The organism is Accumulibacter sp. (assembly GCF_023806565.1).
Classification (GTDB): domain Bacteria; phylum Pseudomonadota; class Gammaproteobacteria; order Burkholderiales; family Rhodocyclaceae; genus Accumulibacter.
Genome location: NZ_JAMTDV010000032.1, coordinates 1 through 17,025 on the forward strand (window position 1 = coordinate 1; position 17,025 = coordinate 17,025).

Here is a 17,025-nt window from a genome sequence, read left to right on the forward strand (position 1 = left end):
CGCGCTATCGGCGCGAGAGTCTTGTTTGCATACTTGACACGGGCCGGCTAATGGGCGGCCCCTTTCTGGAGATGTTCGCCCGCGGCTCGCGGTCGGGTTGGACTACCTGGCGCAGCGAGGCCGCCCACTACGTTCCCGATTGGCCCACCTGCGCCCATCATTCGCAAGCGCACGCCGGGAAGGACAGGCCGCCGCGTCGAAATGCGCGGCGCGAGGCGAAAAGAAAGCGAGGAACCCTTGATCAAGAAAAACTCAAGGATTCCTCGCCCTTCGATTTTGTCCCCGCGAGTGCCGTCAGGCCGGCATCCTGAACCTGGGTCCAGGTAGGTCACTTCCCTTCCGCATCAGGCACGCCCGACGATGGGGCACACACAACAGCGGTTTCCATGGTCCGCGACCAATGCCAATTTGCATTGGTTCAAGGAATCTATGACCTTAACAAACACCGCAGGGAACTCTCTTGGAGGCCGGAGTAGGCTACAACTACCGCTCACCCCGACTGCAAGAACGCATCCAGTTCTGCCTCCATGCAAAAGATTCTACCCCTAAGCGCGTTCATGTCCAGATCTATCTCCGATTCAATTTTCTGATGTTGCTCGGGAGCCTCCTGATCGAGACCGAGGTGTTCGTGCGCGATATTGAGCGCCGCCATGACGGCAATGCGCTCGGCGAAATTGCTCTTCGTCTTTTCTGCGATGCCGCGCATCTTGGCATCTACGTAGGCGGCGGCCTTGCGCAGGGCGGCATGTTGCTCGGGCGGGCAGGCGACCCGGTATTCCTTGCCGAGCAGGACGATATCGAGAAAATTGGTGTCGTTGGGCATTGGAGCGAAGTTGTCAGGCGTTGCTTTCCGGCAGTTGTTGCGCCAGTTGCTCGATTCGCGCGCAGGCAGCTGCCATGCGTTCGGCGAGGTGTTGCCTGTCCGTCTCCGCAGATGCGAGCCGCTCGCGCAGTCCGTCATTCTCGCTTCGCAATTCGCGGCACAACGCAACCACTCGGGCGATCTTGCTTTCGAGGGCGTCGAGTTCATTCAGCATGAGCCGGACTATAGATTCAAGAAGCATGTCCGGTCAAGGCGTAAGAAGCGGTTGTAAGCATCGATTCTTAAGCCTGCAGGTGCTGAAGCGCGGCGGCTTTCGCGCACAAACGTCGCTACGTCCGATCACTCGCAGGCTATAATCCCACCATCCGCTGATGGCAAGCAGCGGAGCAATAGGTGCAAGGTGCCGTTAGGCAGCATAGCTGCCACGGTTAAACGGGAAACAGGTGCGTGCGGTGCGATTCTGCACAACACCATGCCTGTGCTGCCCCCGCAACGGTAAGCGAGTGCGGGCGTGTCAGGAAGCCACTGGGCGACAGCCTGGGAAGGCGACACGTCAAGACTTGCGAGCCCGGATACCGGCCTTCGCACATGACTCGACGGAAGTGCCGCGGGGAAGCGGACACGGAACGCTCGGCGCTCGCGTGTCCTCCCTGGTGCATTTCCACGTTTTTGGCTCGCCGACTTGCGGGGACGCTCGTCGGCAATGGGAGGAAATCCACCATGCATCGAAACCTACCGCGGACGGCCTGCGTCGCCGCGACAATGAGCGCAACCATCGCTGCCTCGTTCCCGATTGCGCTGCGCGCCGAAGAGCAGCAGCTCGATCCAATCGTCGTCACGGCCACCCGCCAGGCGACTCGCGTCAACGAGCTGAACAGCGATGTGTCCGTCGTCACACGCGAAGAAATCGAGCAGGCGGGCGAAACGACGCTGGCCGAACTGTTGGCGCGTCAGCCTGGAATCCAGTACGTTGCCAACGGCGGCGTAGGAAGCAACAGCAGCGTATTCATCCGTGGCGCCAGTCCGAATCAGTCGATCGTGCTGATCGACGGTCAGCGCATCAGTTCCGCGACGACCGGCAGTGCGGCCCTGTCGCGCATCCCGATCGACCAGGTCGAGCGCATCGAAATTCTGCGCGGTCCGGCTTCATCGCTCTACGGTGCCGATGCCATCGGTGGCGTGATCCAGATCTTCACGCGCAGCGGCGAGGGGCCGATGCGGGTGAACGCCAGCACCGGCTATGGATCGTACAACACGAGCGATAGTACCGTCGGCGTTTCCGGGGGTACCGAGCTGCTTTCCTACAGCATGCAGGCGGGCTACACCAACACCAACGGCTTCAACACCATTCGCGACAGGAACAACATTTCCTACAATCCGGACCGTGACGGCTACTACAACAAGAACCTGAGCGCCAACTTCGCCGTTCGCCCGGCCAGGGGGCAGGAAATCGGAATAAACGTTCTCGCCAGCTACGGCACGAACCAGTACGACTCCAATGACTTTAGTCGCCTCGGCGCTGCCCAGAACTTCAGTAGCGACCAGAACGTTGGCTCGTATTCGATCTACGCGCGGAATCGCCTCAACGAAATCTGGAACAGCACCCTGCGCATCGGCAGCAGCGTCGACGACAGCAAGGAATACGCGGGAAGCTTCCGGAGCAGCACCTTCCGTACCGATACGGATCTGTTCGCCTGGCAGAACGATTTCCGGCTGCCGGTCGGCGAAGCACTGCTGGCTTACGAGTATTCGCGCCAGAAGGTCGACAGCACGACCGACTACACGGTTACCGAACGCACGATCCGCTCTTTTCTCGCGGGCTGGAACGGAAGCGTCGATCAGCACCGCCTGCAACTCAACCTGCGCCGCGACGACAACTCGCAGTTCGGCGGGCAGAACACGGGCTCGGCGTCCTATGGCTATCAATTCACCCCGGCATGGCGCGCACACATTTCCTACGGCACGGCGTTCCGCGCGCCCACTTTCAACGAGCTGTATTTTCCCTCGATGTTCGGTTTTGCCGGCGGCAATCCCAATCTGAAACCGGAGACCGCCAAGAATACCGAGGTCGGGGTCAACTGGGAGCAGGCCAACCAGCGCGCATCGGTGGTTCTGTACAACAATCAGGTGAGCGATCTGATCGAGTTCCGGCCGCCGACCTTCGCCCCGGTGAACGTGAGCAAGGCGCTGCTGCGCGGCGCTACGCTTACCTACGACGGCCGCTTCGCGGAGTGGGCGGCAGGGGTTGCACTCGACTTCCTTGATCCGCGCAACGAGGAGAACGGTCCGAACAACGGCAATCGTCTGGCGCGCCGAGCCGAGCAGCAGATGAGCAGCTACGTTGACTGGAATCATGGCAATTGGAAGCTCCGCGCCGAGTGGCAACTGGTCGGCAATCGCTACGACGATCCCGCCAATCTCGTCAGGCTGGGAGGATACGGACTGGTCAATCTCTATGCCGATTATCGGTTCGAGCGTGACTGGGCGCTTTTTGCTCGCGCCAACAACATCTTCGACAAGAATTACGAGACCATTGCCAGTTATGCGACCGCGGGCGCCAACGTCTTTGTCGGCGTTCGTTACACCCCCAGGTAGGAAGCAGCATGCCCAGCCGCCGCCGTGCCCTCGTGATCCTCGGCGCACTTGCCTTGCTGTCCTTGTGCAGCATTGCGCTGGCGCTGATCGTCGGCAGCGTGGCGATCGCTCCGGCACAGGTATTGTCCGCGCTGTTCGGCGACGGCGTGGCGAGCGAGGTGGTGCGCAACCTGCGCCTGCCGCGAGCGCTGACCGGTTTCGCCTGTGGTGGTCTGTTGGCGCTGGCCGGGGCCATGTTGCAGGTGCTGCTGCGCAATCCGCTGGCCGACCCTTACGTGCTCGGCATCTCCGGCGGCGCCGGCGTCGGCGCCCTGCTGGCAATCGTGTTTGGTCTGGGCGCGGCCAGCGTTGATGCGCTGGCGTTCGCGGGCGCGCTCGCGGCCATGCTGATCGTTTTCGGCCTGGCCCATGGCGAAGGTGGCTGGACGCAATCGCGCCTGCTGCTTACCGGGGTGATCGTCGCCGCCGGATGCGGTGCGGTCGTTGCCCTGCTGCTGGCAGTTGCCCCCGACGACCGGTTGCGGGGCATGCTCTTCTGGCTGATGGGTGACCTGTCGCAGGCTGGCGATCCACGAACCGTGCTGCTCCTGCTCCTGCTGGTCCTGCTCCTGGCCTTGCCGTTTGCCCGCGAGCTCAATCTGCTTGCACGCGGAGCCGACATTGCCCAGGCACTGGGAGTGGCGGTCCGCCGCCTGCGTCGCGGCGTCTATTTCGTGGCGTCGCTGGCGACCGCCGCTGCCGTGACCCACGCCGGCGCCGTCGGCTTCGTCGGCCTGATCGTGCCGCACCTCGTTCGCCTGGCTGCTGGCAATGATCAGCGATTGTTGTTGCCTGCCTCGGTGCTGGCTGGCGGCAGCCTGCTGGTGATCGCGGACACTCTGGCGCGCAGCGTGCTGGCGCCGCAGCAATTGCCGGTGGGCGTGCTGACTGCGCTCATCGGCGTCCCGGTCTTTCTTTTCCTGCTTGGTCGTGCCGCCAACGGACGGGGCTGAAATGGCTCATGCCGCCGATCTCCTGAGCTGCCATGGCCTTAACGTCGGCATCGCCGGTCGCAGCTTCTGTCGCGATCTTTTCCTCCGCGTTCGCGCCGGCGATTGCCTGGCAATCCTGGGCCGTAACGGTGCCGGAAAGTCGACATTGCTTTCCGTGCTTGCCGGCTTGCGTGCGCCGGATGCTGGCGAGGTCCTGATCGGCGGCTCGACCTACGCCAGGCTCGGCGCACGTGCGAGCGCCCTTCTGCGCGGCTGGTTGCCGCAGAACCGCAACGAAGCTTTCTCGTCGACCGTGCTGGAAACGGCTCTGGTCGGACGCCATCCGCATCTTGCGCGCTGGGATTGGGAGTCGGCGAACGATGCCGGGATCGCCAGTCGGGCATTGCGGTCGGTCGGTCTGGGCGAACTGGCGCAGCGCGATGTGCAGACGCTTTCCGGCGGCGAGCTGCAACGGCTGGCGATCGCCACTCTGCTGACCCAGGCGCCGCATCTCTACCTGCTTGACGAACCGCTGGCTCACCTCGACCTCAACCACCAGATCGCCATCCTCGATCTGTTCGCTGCGCTGGCCCGCGACGAGCAGATCGCGTGTGTGATGGTCCTGCACGAACCCGGTCTGGCCGCACGCTTCTGCACCCACGCGCTGTTGCTGTTTGGCGACGGCGAGACGCAACAGGGGATCTGCGACGAAGTGATCGGCAGCGCCTCGCTGAGCAGGCTCTACGGCTACCCGCTGCACGAAGTTGGCGATCAGGGGCGACGCTGGTTCGTGCCTGCCTGAGCGCGCTGCCCGCACTGCCTCCGCTCGGCGTTCGCCAACGTTGCGGCGTTGAAGTCTTTCCTCGCTTGCCCGGTGGATTTCCGCAGTCGCGCAACCGCTCGACGGGAGCGGAGCGTGCCTGGTCCGCGACTTCCCGGCCTCAACCGTCGGCGGAAAGGCGTATGGCGTCCTGCCTGTCCGCTGCGTGAGGTGACGAGATTGCAGCCGCCTTGACGCTCGGCACGTAGTCGAAGTCGGCGACCAGAATGTGATTGTAGAACCAGCCGTTGATCAGGTACTTGACTTCGTCGGCAATTTCGTCGAGGGTCATCCGCTTGGCGTTCTCGAGCAAGTCGAACAGCATGCGGCGAAACTCTCCGTGCAGCAGGCGATGCGCTGCCAGACGCGGGTAATGGCAGGCGGCCATCATTTCCTCCTCTTCGCGGAAGTGCACCTTGACGTACTCGGTCAGCATCGCCAGTGATTTCAACACCCTGATCTGGTCGCCGTCGCCGCGGAAGGTGGCGGCGAGATCGAACAGCTGTTGGTGTTGTGCATCGATCGTCGGCAACCCTACCTCGATCTTCGACGACCACTCTGCCAACTCAAAATCCATTCCAGGCTCCATGTGCAGTGAAAGGGCTGTCCGTCCGCGTGTTTACGCGAGCAGGCGTATGGCTGCATCGATCTCTTCCGAGAGTCTCAGCCATCGATCTTCCAGGGCTGACAACTCGGACGTGATCTGGTTCAGTCGCCGGCCGGACTCGGCCAGCTCCGGTGACGGCAACGGCGTCGATAGGCGTGCTTCCAGCGAGTGTTGTTCACTCTGCAGATCGAGCAGGGTCTTTTCCAGTTGCCCCTGTTCGCGCTGCAGCGCTTTCAATTTGCCAGGATTGCGCGCCTCGCGCGCCGATTGCTCGTCTCGCCTGGGCACCGGCCTGGCCGCTTTCGGCGAATCCCGGACAATCTCGCGTTTGCGTCGCGCTTCATCGAGCAGAAAACGCTGGTAATCGTCGAGGTCGCCGGTGAAGTCCTGTACACCGCCGCGGGTGACCAGCCAGAATTCGTCACAGACGGAACGCAGCAGCGCGCGGTCGTGGCTGACCAGCATCACGGTCCCCTCGAATTCGTTGAGCGCCACGGCCAGCGCCTCACGTGTCGCCAGGTCCAGGTGATTGGTCGGTTCGTCGAGCAACAGCAGGTTCGGGCGTTGCCAGACGATCATGCACAGCACGAGGCGCGCCTTTTCGCCGCCACTCATCGTACCCACCGTCTGCTTGACCATGTCGCCGGTGAAATGGAAAGTGCCGAGAAAGTTGCGCAGATCCTGCTCGCGCTCGCTTTGTCCGCTGACCGCGCCTTCCTTCGCCAGACGGAGCATGTGTTGCAGCGGCGTGTCCTGTGGTCGCAGGACGTCGAGCTCCTGCTGCGCAAAGTAACCGATATGGAGGCCGCGGCCTTCATCGACCGTGCCACTCGTGCAACGCAGTACGTGCGCGATGGTCTTGACCAGCGTCGACTTCCCCTGACCGTTGGCGCCGAGAATCCCGATGCGCTGCCCAGCCATCACCGATCGGTTCACCTGGCGAACGATTACCGTTGGTGGCGTGGTGGCCGGTGCGCCTGCTGGCGGGGGATAACCGAAGCAGGCGTCCGCCATGACCAGCATCGGGTTCGGCAGGTTGGCGGGCTCACCGAATTCGAAAGTGAAATCGGCGCAGGTCAGGACCGGTGCCAGACGCTCCATCCTTTCCAGTGCCTTGACCCGGCTCTGCGCCTGTCTGGCTTTCGTCGCCTTCGCCTTGAAGCGGTTGATGAAGCTTTGCAGATGGGCGATTTTCTCCTGCTGCTTGAGATAGGCGTTCTGTTGCAGGTCGAGCTGCTGCGCGCGGGCTTCTTCGAAGGCGCTGTAGTTGCCGCTGTAACGCGTCAGCTTGCCATTTTCGAGGTGCAAGGTGACGTTGGTCACAGCGTCGAGAAACTCCCGGTCATGACTGATCATCAGCAGCGTGCCGGTGTATCGCCTGAGCCAGCTTTCCAGCCACACCAGCGCATCCAGATCGAGATGGTTGGTCGGTTCGTCGAGCAGCAGCAGATCGGCAGGACACATTAGCGCCCGCGCGAGTTGCAGTCGCATTCGCCAACCGCCGGAGAAGCTGTCTACCGGCTGGTTGAGCTCACTACTCTGGAAGCCCAGGCCGAGGATCAGCGCCTGCGCGCGCGCCTGGGCATCGTGCGCGCCAGCGTCGTGCAGGGCCAGGTAGGCGTGCGCCAGGCGCTCGCCGTCGCCGCTCGCCTCAGCCCGCTCGACTTCCCGTTGCGCGGCTACCAGCACGTCGTCGCCTTCGACGACGAAGTCGCTGGCGGTTCGGGTGCCTGACGGCATATCCTGGGCGACCTGCGCCAGTCGCCAATGCGCAGGCCGCGAGAATTCCCCGGCGTCTTCGTGCAGGCTGCCTTCGAGCAATGCGAACAGGGTGGTCTTGCCGACGCCGTTGCGTCCGATCAAGCCGACCCGCTCGCCCGGGTTCACGGTGACCGTCGCTTGCTCGAGCAAGACCTTTGCGCCACGGCGCAAGCCGACGTTCCTGAGGGTGATCATGCAATCGCCACCAAGGGCGCCGGTTTGGGCGGGGCGTCGCCGGCCCGCTCGACATCTTGGCCGAATTTCACCGGAAGATCACGGTCTTGTTGGCGTGCACGAGGACACGATCCTCGAGGTGATAGCGCAGGCCACGTGCGAGTACCGCCTTCTCAATGTCCTTGCCGTAGCGGACCATGTCTTCGACCGAATCCGAGTGGTCGATACGGATCACGTCCTGCTCGATGATCGGCCCCTGGTCCAGCTCCGTGGTGACGTAGTGGCAGGTTGCGCCGATCAGCTTGACACCACGCCGGTGCGCCTGGTGGTACGGCCGGGCACCGACGAAACTCGGCAGAAACGAGTGGTGGATGTTGATCATCTGGCCTGGGTAGCGGTCGCACAGTTCGGGCGGCAGGATCTGCATGTAGCGTGCAAGGACCATGGTGTCGCCTTTCACTTCATCGTAGATGCGGCTGATCTCGTTGAACGCAGCCTGCCGGTTGTCGGGCGACACCGGCACATGGTGGAAAGGGATGCCATGCCATTCGACCAGTGCCTTGAAAGCGTCGTGATTGGAGATGACGCAGGGAATCTCGACGTCGAGCTCCTTCGCCTGCCAGCGCGACAGCAGGTCGTAGAGGCAGTGCTCCTGCCTGCTGACCATGATCACGACGCGCCGTTTCACCGCGGAATCGCTGATCTTCCAGTCCATCGACAATTCGCCCGCCAGTGGACGAAAGCGTTCGCGGAACTCGGCGAGGTGAAACGGTAGCGATTCGGCCTTTACTTCCATACGCATGAAATAGCGGCCATCATCGTCGCCGCTGCCGTCGGCGTGATAACCCGACTCGAGGATCCAGCCACCGTGCTCGGCAATGAAGCCCGAGATGCGCGCGATGATGCCGATCTGGTCCGGGCACGAACCGGACAGCGTGTAGAAACGTCTAGCCTGCATTGCCGTCTGCTCGTCAGGCCGATGCCTGCGCGACGAAAGCCTTGTCGATTTCGGCGCGCAGTTCCGCGTAGGACTGGGTAACCGGAAACTGTGGGAATTCGCGAATCACATTTTCGGGCGGGTGAAAAAGTATTCCCGCATGTGCTTCGCCAAGCATTGCCGTATCGTTGTACGAATCGCCCGCGGCAACCACCGTGAACCGAAGCTCCCGGAGACGTCGCACCGCTTCGCGTTTTTGGTCCGGCATGCGCAGGCGGTAATCCACCAGCATGCCGTCGTTGGCGGTTTGCAGGCTGTGGCAGAACAGCGTCGGCCAGCCGAGCTGGCGCATCAAGGGGTGCGCGAACTCGTAGAAGGTATCGGAGAGGATGATCAACTGATAATCCTCACGCAGCCCATCGACAAAGGCACGAGCGCCGTCAAGCGGTCCCATGTCGGCGATGACCTTCTGAATATCGGGCAAGCCGAGCCGATGCTCGGCGAGGATGGCGAGACGCGATTTCATCAGCTTGTCGTAATCCGGCTCGTCGCGTGTGGTGCGGCGAAGCTCGTGGATGCCGGTGCGCGCAGCAAATTCGATCCAGATTTCGGGTACGAGTACGCCTTCAAGGTCGAGACAGACGATTTGCACGGCAAGCTCTCAGTGGATGTGATTTGGCGGAAAGCCGCGATTCTAACAAAGTGGTCTCGCGCCGGCAGCGCCCGCGAACACGGCATTCAAGCAATCCGGCCGCGGGCGGCACATGCGATGCCGGCTCGGTCGCGGGTGACACAAGCGTCGGCGGGCAAGCGGCTGGCGACGTCTAGCCGTGCCCGAGGCGCTCGCGCTGTGGCTGAAGCTTGGCGAGAGTGGCGACGAAGTCGGTGAGGCGTTTTCTTTCCTGTTCGACGACCGCGGCGGGAGCACGTGCGACGAAACTGTCGTTGGCGAGTTTGCTTTCGGACTTGCCGATCTCGCTTCGCAGCCGGGCGATCTCCTTGTCCAGTCGTTCGCGTTCGACGGCCAGGTCGATCTGGACCTGCAGCATCAGCCTGGTTTCCCCGACGATGGCGATCGGCGCACTCGCGTCGGTCGGCATTTCGTCGATGATCTGCATCTCCGACAGCTTGCAGAGCATCTTCAGATACGGCACGAGGGTGGCCAGTTTTTCGCCCTCGCCGCTGGCCAGCAACGGAATTCGAAGCGCCGGCGAGAGATTCATTTCGCCACGCAGGTTGCGGCAGGCATACGCGAGGTTTTTCAGATACTGGACCTCTGCTTCGCTGGCCGGATCGATCTTTTCCGTCTGTGCCTGCGGATAGGCCGCGAGCATCACCGAGTCATGGGTCTTGCGGCCGGCAATCGGGGCCACCGCCTGCCACAACTCTTCGGTGATGAAAGGCAGGAGCGGATGCGCCAGGCGCAGCACCGCTTCCAGCACCCGGGCCAGCGTCCGCCGCGTAGCGCGCTGCTCCTCCTCGGAACCCTGCTGCAACTGTACCTTCGACAGCTCAACGTACCAGTCGCAGAACTCGTCCCAGACGAACTCGTATATCGCGCGCGCGAGGAGGTCGAAGCGGTAGTCGGCGTAGTGCTGCGCTACCTCGGCCTCGGTACGCTGCAGCTTGCTGACAATCCAGCGGTCGGCGAAAGAGAAGCGCAAGGCGCCGGCGCAACTGTCCGGTGTACAGGCGTCCAGTCCGAGATCGTGGCCTGCAGTGTGCGTCAGGACGTAGCGCGTCGCGTTCCACAACTTGTTGCAAAAATTGCGGTAGCCCTCGCAGCGGTTGAGGTCGAACTTGATGTCGCGGCCCGGACTGGCCAGCGAGAGGAAGGTGAAGCGCAGTGCGTCGCTGCCGAACGCTGGTATTCCCTGTGGAAACTCCTTGCGCGTTCGTTTCTCGATCTGCTCGGCCTGCCGCGGATTCATCAGGCCACTGGTACGCTTTTCGATCAGCACTTCGAGGCCGATGCCGTCGATCAGGTCGATCGGGTCGAGCACATTGCCCTTCGACTTGCTCATCTTCTGGCCTTCTGCGTCGCGGATCAGGCCGTGCACGTATACATGTCTGAAAGGGATCTTGCCGGTGAGATGTCTGGTCATCATCACCATGCGTGCCACCCAGAAGAAAATGATGTCGAAACCGGTAACCAGCACCGTCGACGGCAGGTAGAGATCGAGTGCCGGGTTGCTTTCGGCCGGCCACTGCGGCGTCCAGTCGAGTGTCGAAAAGGGCCAGAGCGCCGACGAGTACCAGGTGTCGAGTACGTCGGGATCGCGCGTCAGCGGTCCGTCGTAGCCCTGCGCCGTTGCCTCCGCCCGGGCCTCGGTCTCGTCATGGGCGACGAAGACCTGTCCGCTGTCGCCGTACCAGGCGGGAATCTGGTGTCCCCACCACAACTGCCGAGAGATGCACCAGTCCTGGATGTTGGTCAGCCATTGATTGTAGGTGTTGACCCAGTTCTCCGGGAAAAACCGAATCTCTCCCGATGCGACGCAAGCCAAGGCCTTGCCGGCGATGCTGCTGCCATCGGCAGTCGGTTTGCTCATCGCGACGAACCACTGGTCGGTCAGCATCGGTTCGATGACGACGCCCGTTCGGTCGCCACGCGGCACTTTCAGCGTATGTGCGTCGACCCGGTCGAGCAGACCCGCCTGCGCCAGGTCGTCGACGATCTGCCGGCGTGCATCGAAACGATCCATGCCCTGGTAGCGGGCAGGGGCGTTTTCGTTGATCCTTGCTTCGAGCGTCAGGACCGGAATGGTGGGCAGCTTGTGGCGTTGGCCTACCGCGTAGTCGTTGAAATCGTGCGCCGGCGTCACCTTGACGCAACCCGTACCGAACGCGAGATCGACGTAGGCGTCGGCGATGATGGGGATTTCGCGCTCGCAGAGCGGCAGTCTGACCGTTTGCCCGATCAGATGCCGGTACCGTTCGTCGTCGGGATGGACCATCACGGCGGTGTCGCCAAGCATGGTTTCCGGCCGGGTCGTGGCCACCGTCAGGCTGCCGGAACCGTCGGCCAGCGGATAGCGAATGTGCCAGAGGTGGCCTTGCTCCTCTTCCTGCACGACTTCGAGGTCCGAGACTGCCGTCTGCAGGACCGGATCCCAGTTGACCAGGCGTTTGCCGCGGTAAATCAGTCCCTCGCGGTACAGGCGAACGAAGCTCTCGGTGACCGTCCGCGACAGACCCTCGTCCATCGTGAAGCGCTCGCGGCTCCAGTCCGGCGAGGTCCCCAGGCGGCGCATCTGCCGGGTGATCGTGCTGCCCGAGTACTCCCTCCATTCCCACACCTTGGCAAGAAACTTCTCTCGCCCCAAGTGGTGGCGCGAGATGCCCTGCGCCTCGAGTTGTCGTTCGACCACGATCTGCGTGGCAATTCCTGCGTGGTCGGTACCCGGCTGCCACAAGGCGTTGTCGCCGCGCATGCGGTGGTAACGGGTAAGCGCGTCCATGATCGCCTGATTGAAACCGTGGCCCATGTGCAGGGTGCCAGTGACGTTCGGTGGCGGCAGGAGGATGCAGAAGGCTTGCGGCTTCGAGGGATCGAGGCCCGCGGCGAAATAGCCCCGGGCTTCCCATTCGGGATACCAGCGACGTTCGACGCCGGCCGGTTCAAAGCTCTTGGCAAGTTCCATGGGGGAGCGCTGATGGTGACGGAAGCGCGCATTATAGCGCGGAGAAGCTACTGCTCCGCTGCCGGCCAGTCGGGATCGGCCGCTACCGCTTGCGCGCCGGTTTCGCCGGGCTGTGGAGCGTCCGCTGCCTGCGCCGGAAACTCGCGCAGGGCAGCGCCGATGGTCTCGGCGAGCGTATGTTGCAGTTCGTCGGCCACGCGTCGCAGGGCTGCTTCGACCAGCGCCGGCAATGTCTGCTGCAATCGATTACCAAGCGCCTCTGCGAGGTCGCTGGAGAGGGTTTGGCGCAGGCCGGCGACGTCCAGGACGGGTTCGGCGACGATCTGATCTGGGGAGACGACCTCGGTGAGGACCGGCAGGTCGTCGTCGACGATCGGAGTTGTCGCGACTCCACGCGCTGTCTCCCGGGACGCGGCCGCTACCGTCGAAGCGACGAAACTGCGGCGTCGGTGCAGCGGGCGTGGGTGGACGCTGCGATCGTCGCTGGCCGTTCCCGCTTCGGCCCTGAGCAGCGAGTCGGCGCGACGGATCAGGTCGCTGTCGTCTGCCATCAGCCCCGACCCGCCAGATCGATGTACTGGACATCGTAGCCGCGGTCCCGGTAGAACTTGGCGCGCTGGCGGCCGGCGACGCGTTCCTGTTCGCCCTGTCCGACGACCTCGATCAGGCTCGCAAAGCGGGAAAAGCCAGGTGGCACTTCGGCGGCGAGGTTGAACAATCGCTCGTCCTGCGGCGGTGAATCCAGTTTGTCGGCGATCACCACCGGCGTCTCGCCGGCGAGCGGAGAGGCGATCGGCACGTGCGGGATGAAGCCCGTCGGGGGGTACATCCACAGGTGGCGGTCAAGCGCCGCCGCAAGTTCGGCGTCGGGCGCGTACACCAGCAGCGACTTCCTCTGGCTGACCGCCTTGCCGATCAGGGCAGCGGTTGCCGCAATCCGGTCGCTCGCGTTGTGGTAGAAAAAGACCCGTGTCAACTCAGCTTGCCGGTGCGTTTCAGCAGGTAGTGGGTCAGCAGCGGTACGGGTCGGCCGGTCGCCCCCTTGTCCGTTCCCGACCTCCACGCGGTGCCGGCAATATCAAGGTGCGCCCAGGTGTATTTCCGGGTGAAACGGGAGAGAAAGCAGGCGGCAGTGATGCTGCCTCCCCAGCGTCCGCCGATGTTGGCCATGTCGGCGAAAGGGCTCTTCAGGAGTTCCTGGTAGTCGTTCCACAAAGGCATCTGCCAGGCGCGGTCGTACGCTTCGTCCCCGGCATGGACGAGTTCCCGAGCCAGGGTGTCGTTGTTGGCGAACAGGCCGGTTGCCACGTGTCCGAGGGCGATCACGCAGGCGCCGGTGAGCGTGGCGACGTCGATCACCGCTTCGGGCTGGAAGCGTGCGGCGTAGGTCAGCGCGTCACAGAGGATCAGGCGGCCTTCGGCGTCGGTGTTGAGCACCTCGATGGTCTGACCGGACATCGAAGTCACGATGTCTCCCGGCCGCGTCGCGCCACCCCCAGGCATGTTTTCGGTAGTTGGCACGATCACCGTCAGGTTGATCGGCAACTTCATCAGCGCGGCTGCCTTGATTGTTCCGAGCACGGCGGCGGCGCCGCACATGTCGTATTTCATTTCGTCCATTTCCGCCGCCGGTTTTAGCGAAATCCCGCCGGTGTCGAAGGTGATTCCCTTGCCGATCAGCACCAGTGGCTTGTCATCGCTCTTGCCGCCCTTGTAATGCAGGACGATCAGCTTCGGTGGCTGGTGCGAACCCTTGGCCACTGCGAGCAGCGAGTGCATGCCGAGCGCCGCCATGTCGTCGCGTTCGAGAATCTGACAGTCGAACTTGTGGTCGCTGGCCATCTTTTGTGCGGTCTCGGCGAGATGGGTGGGAGTGCAAACGTTGCCTGGCAGATTGGCGAGATTCTTTGCCAATGACACGCCTTCGGCGATCGCCTGTCCCTGGCCCAGAGCGTCCTCGGCGGCTGCCAGTTCGTTGCGTCGGTCGACGACGAAGGTGAGTTTGCGCAGTGGCCTGCGAACCTTGTCCTTCTTGCTCTTGAACTGATCGAAACGATAGACGGTTTCCTGGGCGACGATCGTCGCCTGGCGAACACGCCACGTGGCACTGCGCTTGCGGACACCCGCCTCGGTGAGAAAAACCGTGCCGTCGAAGGATCCGGTCTCGTTGAGCGTGCGTACGGCGGTGCGGATCGCATCGGAATATTCCTTGTCGCCGAATTCCTTTTCCTTGCCGAGGCCGACCAGCAGCACGCGGTCGCACAAGGTGCCTGGAACGTTGTGCAGCAGCAGCGTGGAGCCGGCCTTTCCCTCCATGTCGCCACGCCGAATGATGTCGGAAATATGGTTGTGCGCGGCATTATCGAGCAGCTCCGCGGCCAGGGTAAGCTTGCGTGGTTCGAACACGCCCACGACCACGCAGGCGCTGCGCTGCTTTTCCGGGCTACCGCTTTTTATGCTAAATTCCACCGACCCCTCCTCAGGCAACACCCGCTGCTTGTGAAAAGCCGATTATCACTGCAGTTTTTCATCAAAGTCAAAGAATGATCTTCCAGCGTGCCGTACGGCGCGAGTTTACCCACTCGGCGGCCGGTGTTTTCGCCGCGCTCTTCGCGATCATGATGACTACCCAGTTGATTCGTCTGCTCAACGAGGCCGTACAGGGGAGTGTCGAGCCGGGTGCCGTCGCTGCGCTGCTCGGTTTTTCGGCGCTCTATTACCTGCCGATTCTGCTCTCGCTATCATCGTTCGTCGCCATCCTGCTGACCCTGTCGCGCAGCTACCGGGATTCCGAGATGGTGGTCTGGTTTTCCTCGGGTTTGCCACTGACCGCATGGATACGACCCGTGCTGGTGTTCGCCATGCCGCTGGTGCTGACCATCACTGCGCTCTCGCTGTTTCTCTCGCCGTGGTCCCTGTCGAAGAGCGCGGAGTTCCGGGGCAAGCTGAGCTCGCGACATGACGCCGGCCAGATCTCGCCCGGTGCCTTCCAGGAGTCCTCGGCCGGTGATCGCGTGGTTTTCGTCGAAGCCGTTGCCGATGACACCAGCAATGTCTCGAACGTCTTTGTCAACGAAGTGCGGCCGGACCGTCTGGGGGTGACGATGGCCGCTTCCGGTCATCAGGAAACCGCCGAGAACGGTGATCGCTTCATCGTCCTGGAGAATGGGCGTCGCTACGAGTTTCCTCCCGGGAGCGCCGAGTTCCGCATTCTGGAGTATTCTCGCTACGCAATTCGCATAGAGACCAGGGAGGCGCGTGGCATCGTGCCGACGCCGAGGACGATGACGACTGCCGAATTGCTGCCGATCGACCTGCCGGCATATCGCGCGGAACTGCTTTACCGTGTCGGCATGCCTTTCTCGGCGATCGTCCTCTCCTTGCTGGCGATTCCGCTGTCCTTCGTCAATCCGCGCGCGGGTCGCTCGGCGAACATGCTGCTGGCCATTCTGGTTTACCTGATCTACAACAATCTGGTGACCATCAGCCAGGGCTGGGTGGCTAGCGGCAGGCTGTCCTTCGCCATGGGCGTGCTTGGCGTGCATCTGTTCATGCTCTGTCTGCTGCCGCTGATGTTCTACCATCGAATCACGGTGCAGTCCTTCCTGCGGCTTTCGCGATGAAAGTCTATCGTCGTTACATGACGCGTGAGGTTTCCGCGGCGGTCCTTCTCGTCTTGCTGGCGTTCCTCGCGCTGTTCGCTTTCTTCGATCTGCTCGGCGAGATCAAGAGCGTTGGCGAAAGCGGCTATCAGCTGCACCATGCGCTCGGTTTCGTCCTGCTGCGCGTCCCCGGTCGTGCCTACGAGCTGATGCCGATTGCCGTGCTGATCGGCACGCTGTATGCGCTTTCCGGTCTTGCCCGTCACTCCGAAATCACGGTTCTGCGAGCGTCCGGATTATCCACCAGCGCACTGCTCGGCGGTCTGTTTCAGGTGGCCGGTCTGTTTGCCCTGGCCACCTACCTGACCGGCGAGTTCGTCGCGCCGCCGGCGGAAAGGGCGGCGTATCAACTGCGCTCCAGGGAGAGAGGCGGCATCGTTGGACAGGATTTGCGCTCGGGCCTGTGGGTCAAGGACGAGCAGAGTTTCGTCAATGTGCGCATCGTCCTGCCGGACGCAGGTTTGCGCGGGGTTCGCATCTATCAGTTCGACGAGAAGGGACAGTTGCGCTCGGTTACCGAAGCCGCGCAGGGGACTTACGTGCTGCCCGACAGTTGGCGGCTGAGCGACGTGCTGCAGACCATGGTGCGGGCAGAAGGGGTGGAAATCCGCAGAATGCCGGAGCTGCTGTGGCGTTCGGCGCTCAATCCGGACATCTTGGCGGTCCTGCTGGTGTCGCCCGACCGCATGTCCATGTGGCACTTGGCGGCCTATACCAAGCATCTGGCGGACAACCACCAACAGACCAACCGTTACGACATCGCGTTCTGGAAGAAGGTGATCTATCCTTTGGCGGCGTTCGTCATGGTCGCTCTCGCCCTGCCGTTCGGTGGGGCACATTACCGCGCGGAGCGGACAAGCCTCAGGATCTTCGCCGGAGTCATGACCGGGATCACCTTCTATATGCTCAACGGTTTGTTCGCCAATCTCGGCGCGATCAACAGTTGGTCCCCGCTGCTCAGCGCCGTTACGCCATCGGCAATCTTTCTGCTGGCGGCGGCGAGCATGATCTGGTGGGTGGAAAAGCGCTGA

General features: G+C 62.7%; 15 protein-coding genes and 1 riboswitch. Of the genes, 5 read left to right on the plus strand and 10 right to left on the minus strand.

From position 1 onward, the window contains the following. Nucleotides 1-490: 490 nt before the first annotated feature. Entirely contained in the window at nucleotides 491-823 is a 333-nt protein-coding gene (locus NFV80_RS04140; protein ID WP_295328843.1) for a cell division protein ZapA, read from the minus strand. A gap of 13 nt (nucleotides 824-836) precedes the next feature. Then, a complete protein-coding gene (locus tag NFV80_RS04145) occupies nucleotides 837-1,037 on the minus strand; it encodes a hypothetical protein (RefSeq protein ID WP_295328840.1) in 201 nt (66 codons plus the stop codon). A 167-nt stretch (nucleotides 1,038-1,204) separates the two neighbouring features. After that, nucleotides 1,205-1,422, plus strand: a riboswitch (cobalamin riboswitch). Nucleotides 1,423-1,543: 121 nt separating this feature from the next. Between NFV80_RS04145 and NFV80_RS04150 the strand changes: the two genes are divergently transcribed. The 3 genes from NFV80_RS04150 to NFV80_RS04160 are packed head-to-tail and all read left to right on the plus strand — an operon-like array spanning nucleotide 1,544 to nucleotide 5,191. Beyond that, on the plus strand, nucleotides 1,544-3,418 hold the full coding sequence (locus NFV80_RS04150; RefSeq protein WP_295328837.1) for a TonB-dependent receptor: 1,875 nt from the start codon (nucleotides 1,544-1,546) through the stop codon (nucleotides 3,416-3,418). An 8-nt stretch (nucleotides 3,419-3,426) separates the two neighbouring features. Further along, entirely contained in the window at nucleotides 3,427-4,410 is a 984-nt protein-coding gene (locus tag NFV80_RS04155; protein WP_295328835.1) for an iron ABC transporter permease, read from the plus strand. A gap of 1 nt (nucleotide 4,411) precedes the next feature. Then, complete coding sequence (locus NFV80_RS04160) at nucleotides 4,412-5,191, plus strand: ABC transporter ATP-binding protein (protein WP_295328833.1); 780 nt, start codon at nucleotides 4,412-4,414, stop codon at nucleotides 5,189-5,191. Between the two features lie 139 nt (nucleotides 5,192-5,330). On the opposite strand, the gene NFV80_RS04165 is transcribed toward NFV80_RS04160, so the two are convergent. The 8 genes from NFV80_RS04165 to NFV80_RS04200 form a co-directional block, all read right to left on the minus strand. Further along, a complete protein-coding gene (locus NFV80_RS04165) occupies nucleotides 5,331-5,786 on the minus strand; it encodes a hemerythrin family protein (RefSeq protein WP_295328830.1) in 456 nt (151 codons plus the stop codon). A gap of 42 nt (nucleotides 5,787-5,828) precedes the next feature. Next, a complete protein-coding gene (locus tag NFV80_RS04170) occupies nucleotides 5,829-7,772 on the minus strand; it encodes an ATP-binding cassette domain-containing protein (protein WP_295328827.1) in 1,944 nt (647 codons plus the stop codon). Between the two features lie 67 nt (nucleotides 7,773-7,839). Next, a complete protein-coding gene (gene purU / locus NFV80_RS04175) occupies nucleotides 7,840-8,709 on the minus strand; it encodes a formyltetrahydrofolate deformylase (protein ID WP_295328826.1) in 870 nt (289 codons plus the stop codon). A gap of 13 nt (nucleotides 8,710-8,722) precedes the next feature. After that, nucleotides 8,723-9,340: a bifunctional phosphoserine phosphatase/homoserine phosphotransferase ThrH gene (gene thrH, locus NFV80_RS04180; protein ID WP_295328824.1), complete on the minus strand. Its 618-nt coding sequence runs from the start codon at nucleotides 9,338-9,340 to the stop codon at nucleotides 8,723-8,725. 172 nt (nucleotides 9,341-9,512) lie between these two features. Continuing rightward, nucleotides 9,513-12,332 (minus strand): valine--tRNA ligase, encoded by a 2,820-nt coding sequence (locus NFV80_RS04185; RefSeq protein ID WP_295328822.1) that lies wholly within the window; start codon nucleotides 12,330-12,332, stop codon nucleotides 9,513-9,515. Between the two features lie 47 nt (nucleotides 12,333-12,379). After that, nucleotides 12,380-12,883, minus strand: a complete 504-nt coding sequence (locus tag NFV80_RS04190; RefSeq protein ID WP_295328820.1) for a hypothetical protein — start codon at nucleotides 12,881-12,883, stop codon at nucleotides 12,380-12,382. Continuing rightward, nucleotides 12,883-13,308 (minus strand): DNA polymerase III subunit chi, encoded by a 426-nt coding sequence (locus tag NFV80_RS04195; protein WP_295328818.1) that lies wholly within the window; start codon nucleotides 13,306-13,308, stop codon nucleotides 12,883-12,885. Before NFV80_RS04195 ends, NFV80_RS04190 begins: the two co-directional genes overlap by 1 nt. Further along, nucleotides 13,305-14,801: a leucyl aminopeptidase gene (locus tag NFV80_RS04200; protein ID WP_295328816.1), complete on the minus strand. Its 1,497-nt coding sequence runs from the start codon at nucleotides 14,799-14,801 to the stop codon at nucleotides 13,305-13,307. Before NFV80_RS04200 ends, NFV80_RS04195 begins: the two co-directional genes overlap by 4 nt. A 74-nt stretch (nucleotides 14,802-14,875) precedes the next feature. Here NFV80_RS04200 and lptF point away from each other — a divergent pair, with 74 nt between their 5' ends. Together lptF and lptG are read left to right on the plus strand one after the other, a co-directional pair. Continuing rightward, nucleotides 14,876-15,955 carry an LPS export ABC transporter permease LptF gene (gene lptF / locus NFV80_RS04205; RefSeq protein ID WP_295328814.1) on the plus strand — a complete coding sequence of 360 codons (1,080 nt, stop codon included), beginning with the start codon at nucleotides 14,876-14,878 and terminating at the stop codon, nucleotides 15,953-15,955. Next, nucleotides 15,952-17,025, plus strand: a complete 1,074-nt coding sequence (lptG, locus tag NFV80_RS04210) for an LPS export ABC transporter permease LptG (RefSeq protein WP_296757962.1) — start codon at nucleotides 15,952-15,954, stop codon at nucleotides 17,023-17,025. Before lptF ends, lptG begins: the two co-directional genes overlap by 4 nt.

What these genes read in the sequence shown, in the direction of transcription:
- purU (WP_295328826.1), bottom strand. Translation starts at nt 8,709, where the DNA reads ATGCAGGCTAGACGTTTCTACACGCTGTCCGGTTCGTGCCCGGACCAG.
- lptG (WP_296757962.1), top strand. Translation starts at nt 15,952, where the DNA reads ATGAAAGTCTATCGTCGTTACATGACGCGTGAGGTTTCCGCGGCGGTC.
- NFV80_RS04190 (WP_295328820.1), bottom strand. Translation starts at nt 12,883, where the DNA reads ATGGCAGACGACAGCGACCTGATCCGTCGCGCCGACTCGCTGCTCAGG.
- NFV80_RS04165 (WP_295328830.1), bottom strand. Translation starts at nt 5,786, where the DNA reads ATGGATTTTGAGTTGGCAGAGTGGTCGTCGAAGATCGAGGTAGGGTTG.
- NFV80_RS04145 (WP_295328840.1), bottom strand. Translation starts at nt 1,037, where the DNA reads ATGCTGAATGAACTCGACGCCCTCGAAAGCAAGATCGCCCGAGTGGTT.
- NFV80_RS04155 (WP_295328835.1), top strand. Translation starts at nt 3,427, where the DNA reads ATGCCCAGCCGCCGCCGTGCCCTCGTGATCCTCGGCGCACTTGCCTTG.
- NFV80_RS04150 (WP_295328837.1), top strand. Translation starts at nt 1,544, where the DNA reads ATGCATCGAAACCTACCGCGGACGGCCTGCGTCGCCGCGACAATGAGC.
- NFV80_RS04140 (WP_295328843.1), bottom strand. Translation starts at nt 823, where the DNA reads ATGCCCAACGACACCAATTTTCTCGATATCGTCCTGCTCGGCAAGGAA.
- NFV80_RS04185 (WP_295328822.1), bottom strand. Translation starts at nt 12,332, where the DNA reads ATGGAACTTGCCAAGAGCTTTGAACCGGCCGGCGTCGAACGTCGCTGG.
- lptF (WP_295328814.1), top strand. Translation starts at nt 14,876, where the DNA reads ATGATCTTCCAGCGTGCCGTACGGCGCGAGTTTACCCACTCGGCGGCC.
- NFV80_RS04160 (WP_295328833.1), top strand. Translation starts at nt 4,412, where the DNA reads ATGGCTCATGCCGCCGATCTCCTGAGCTGCCATGGCCTTAACGTCGGC.
- NFV80_RS04170 (WP_295328827.1), bottom strand. Translation starts at nt 7,772, where the DNA reads ATGATCACCCTCAGGAACGTCGGCTTGCGCCGTGGCGCAAAGGTCTTG.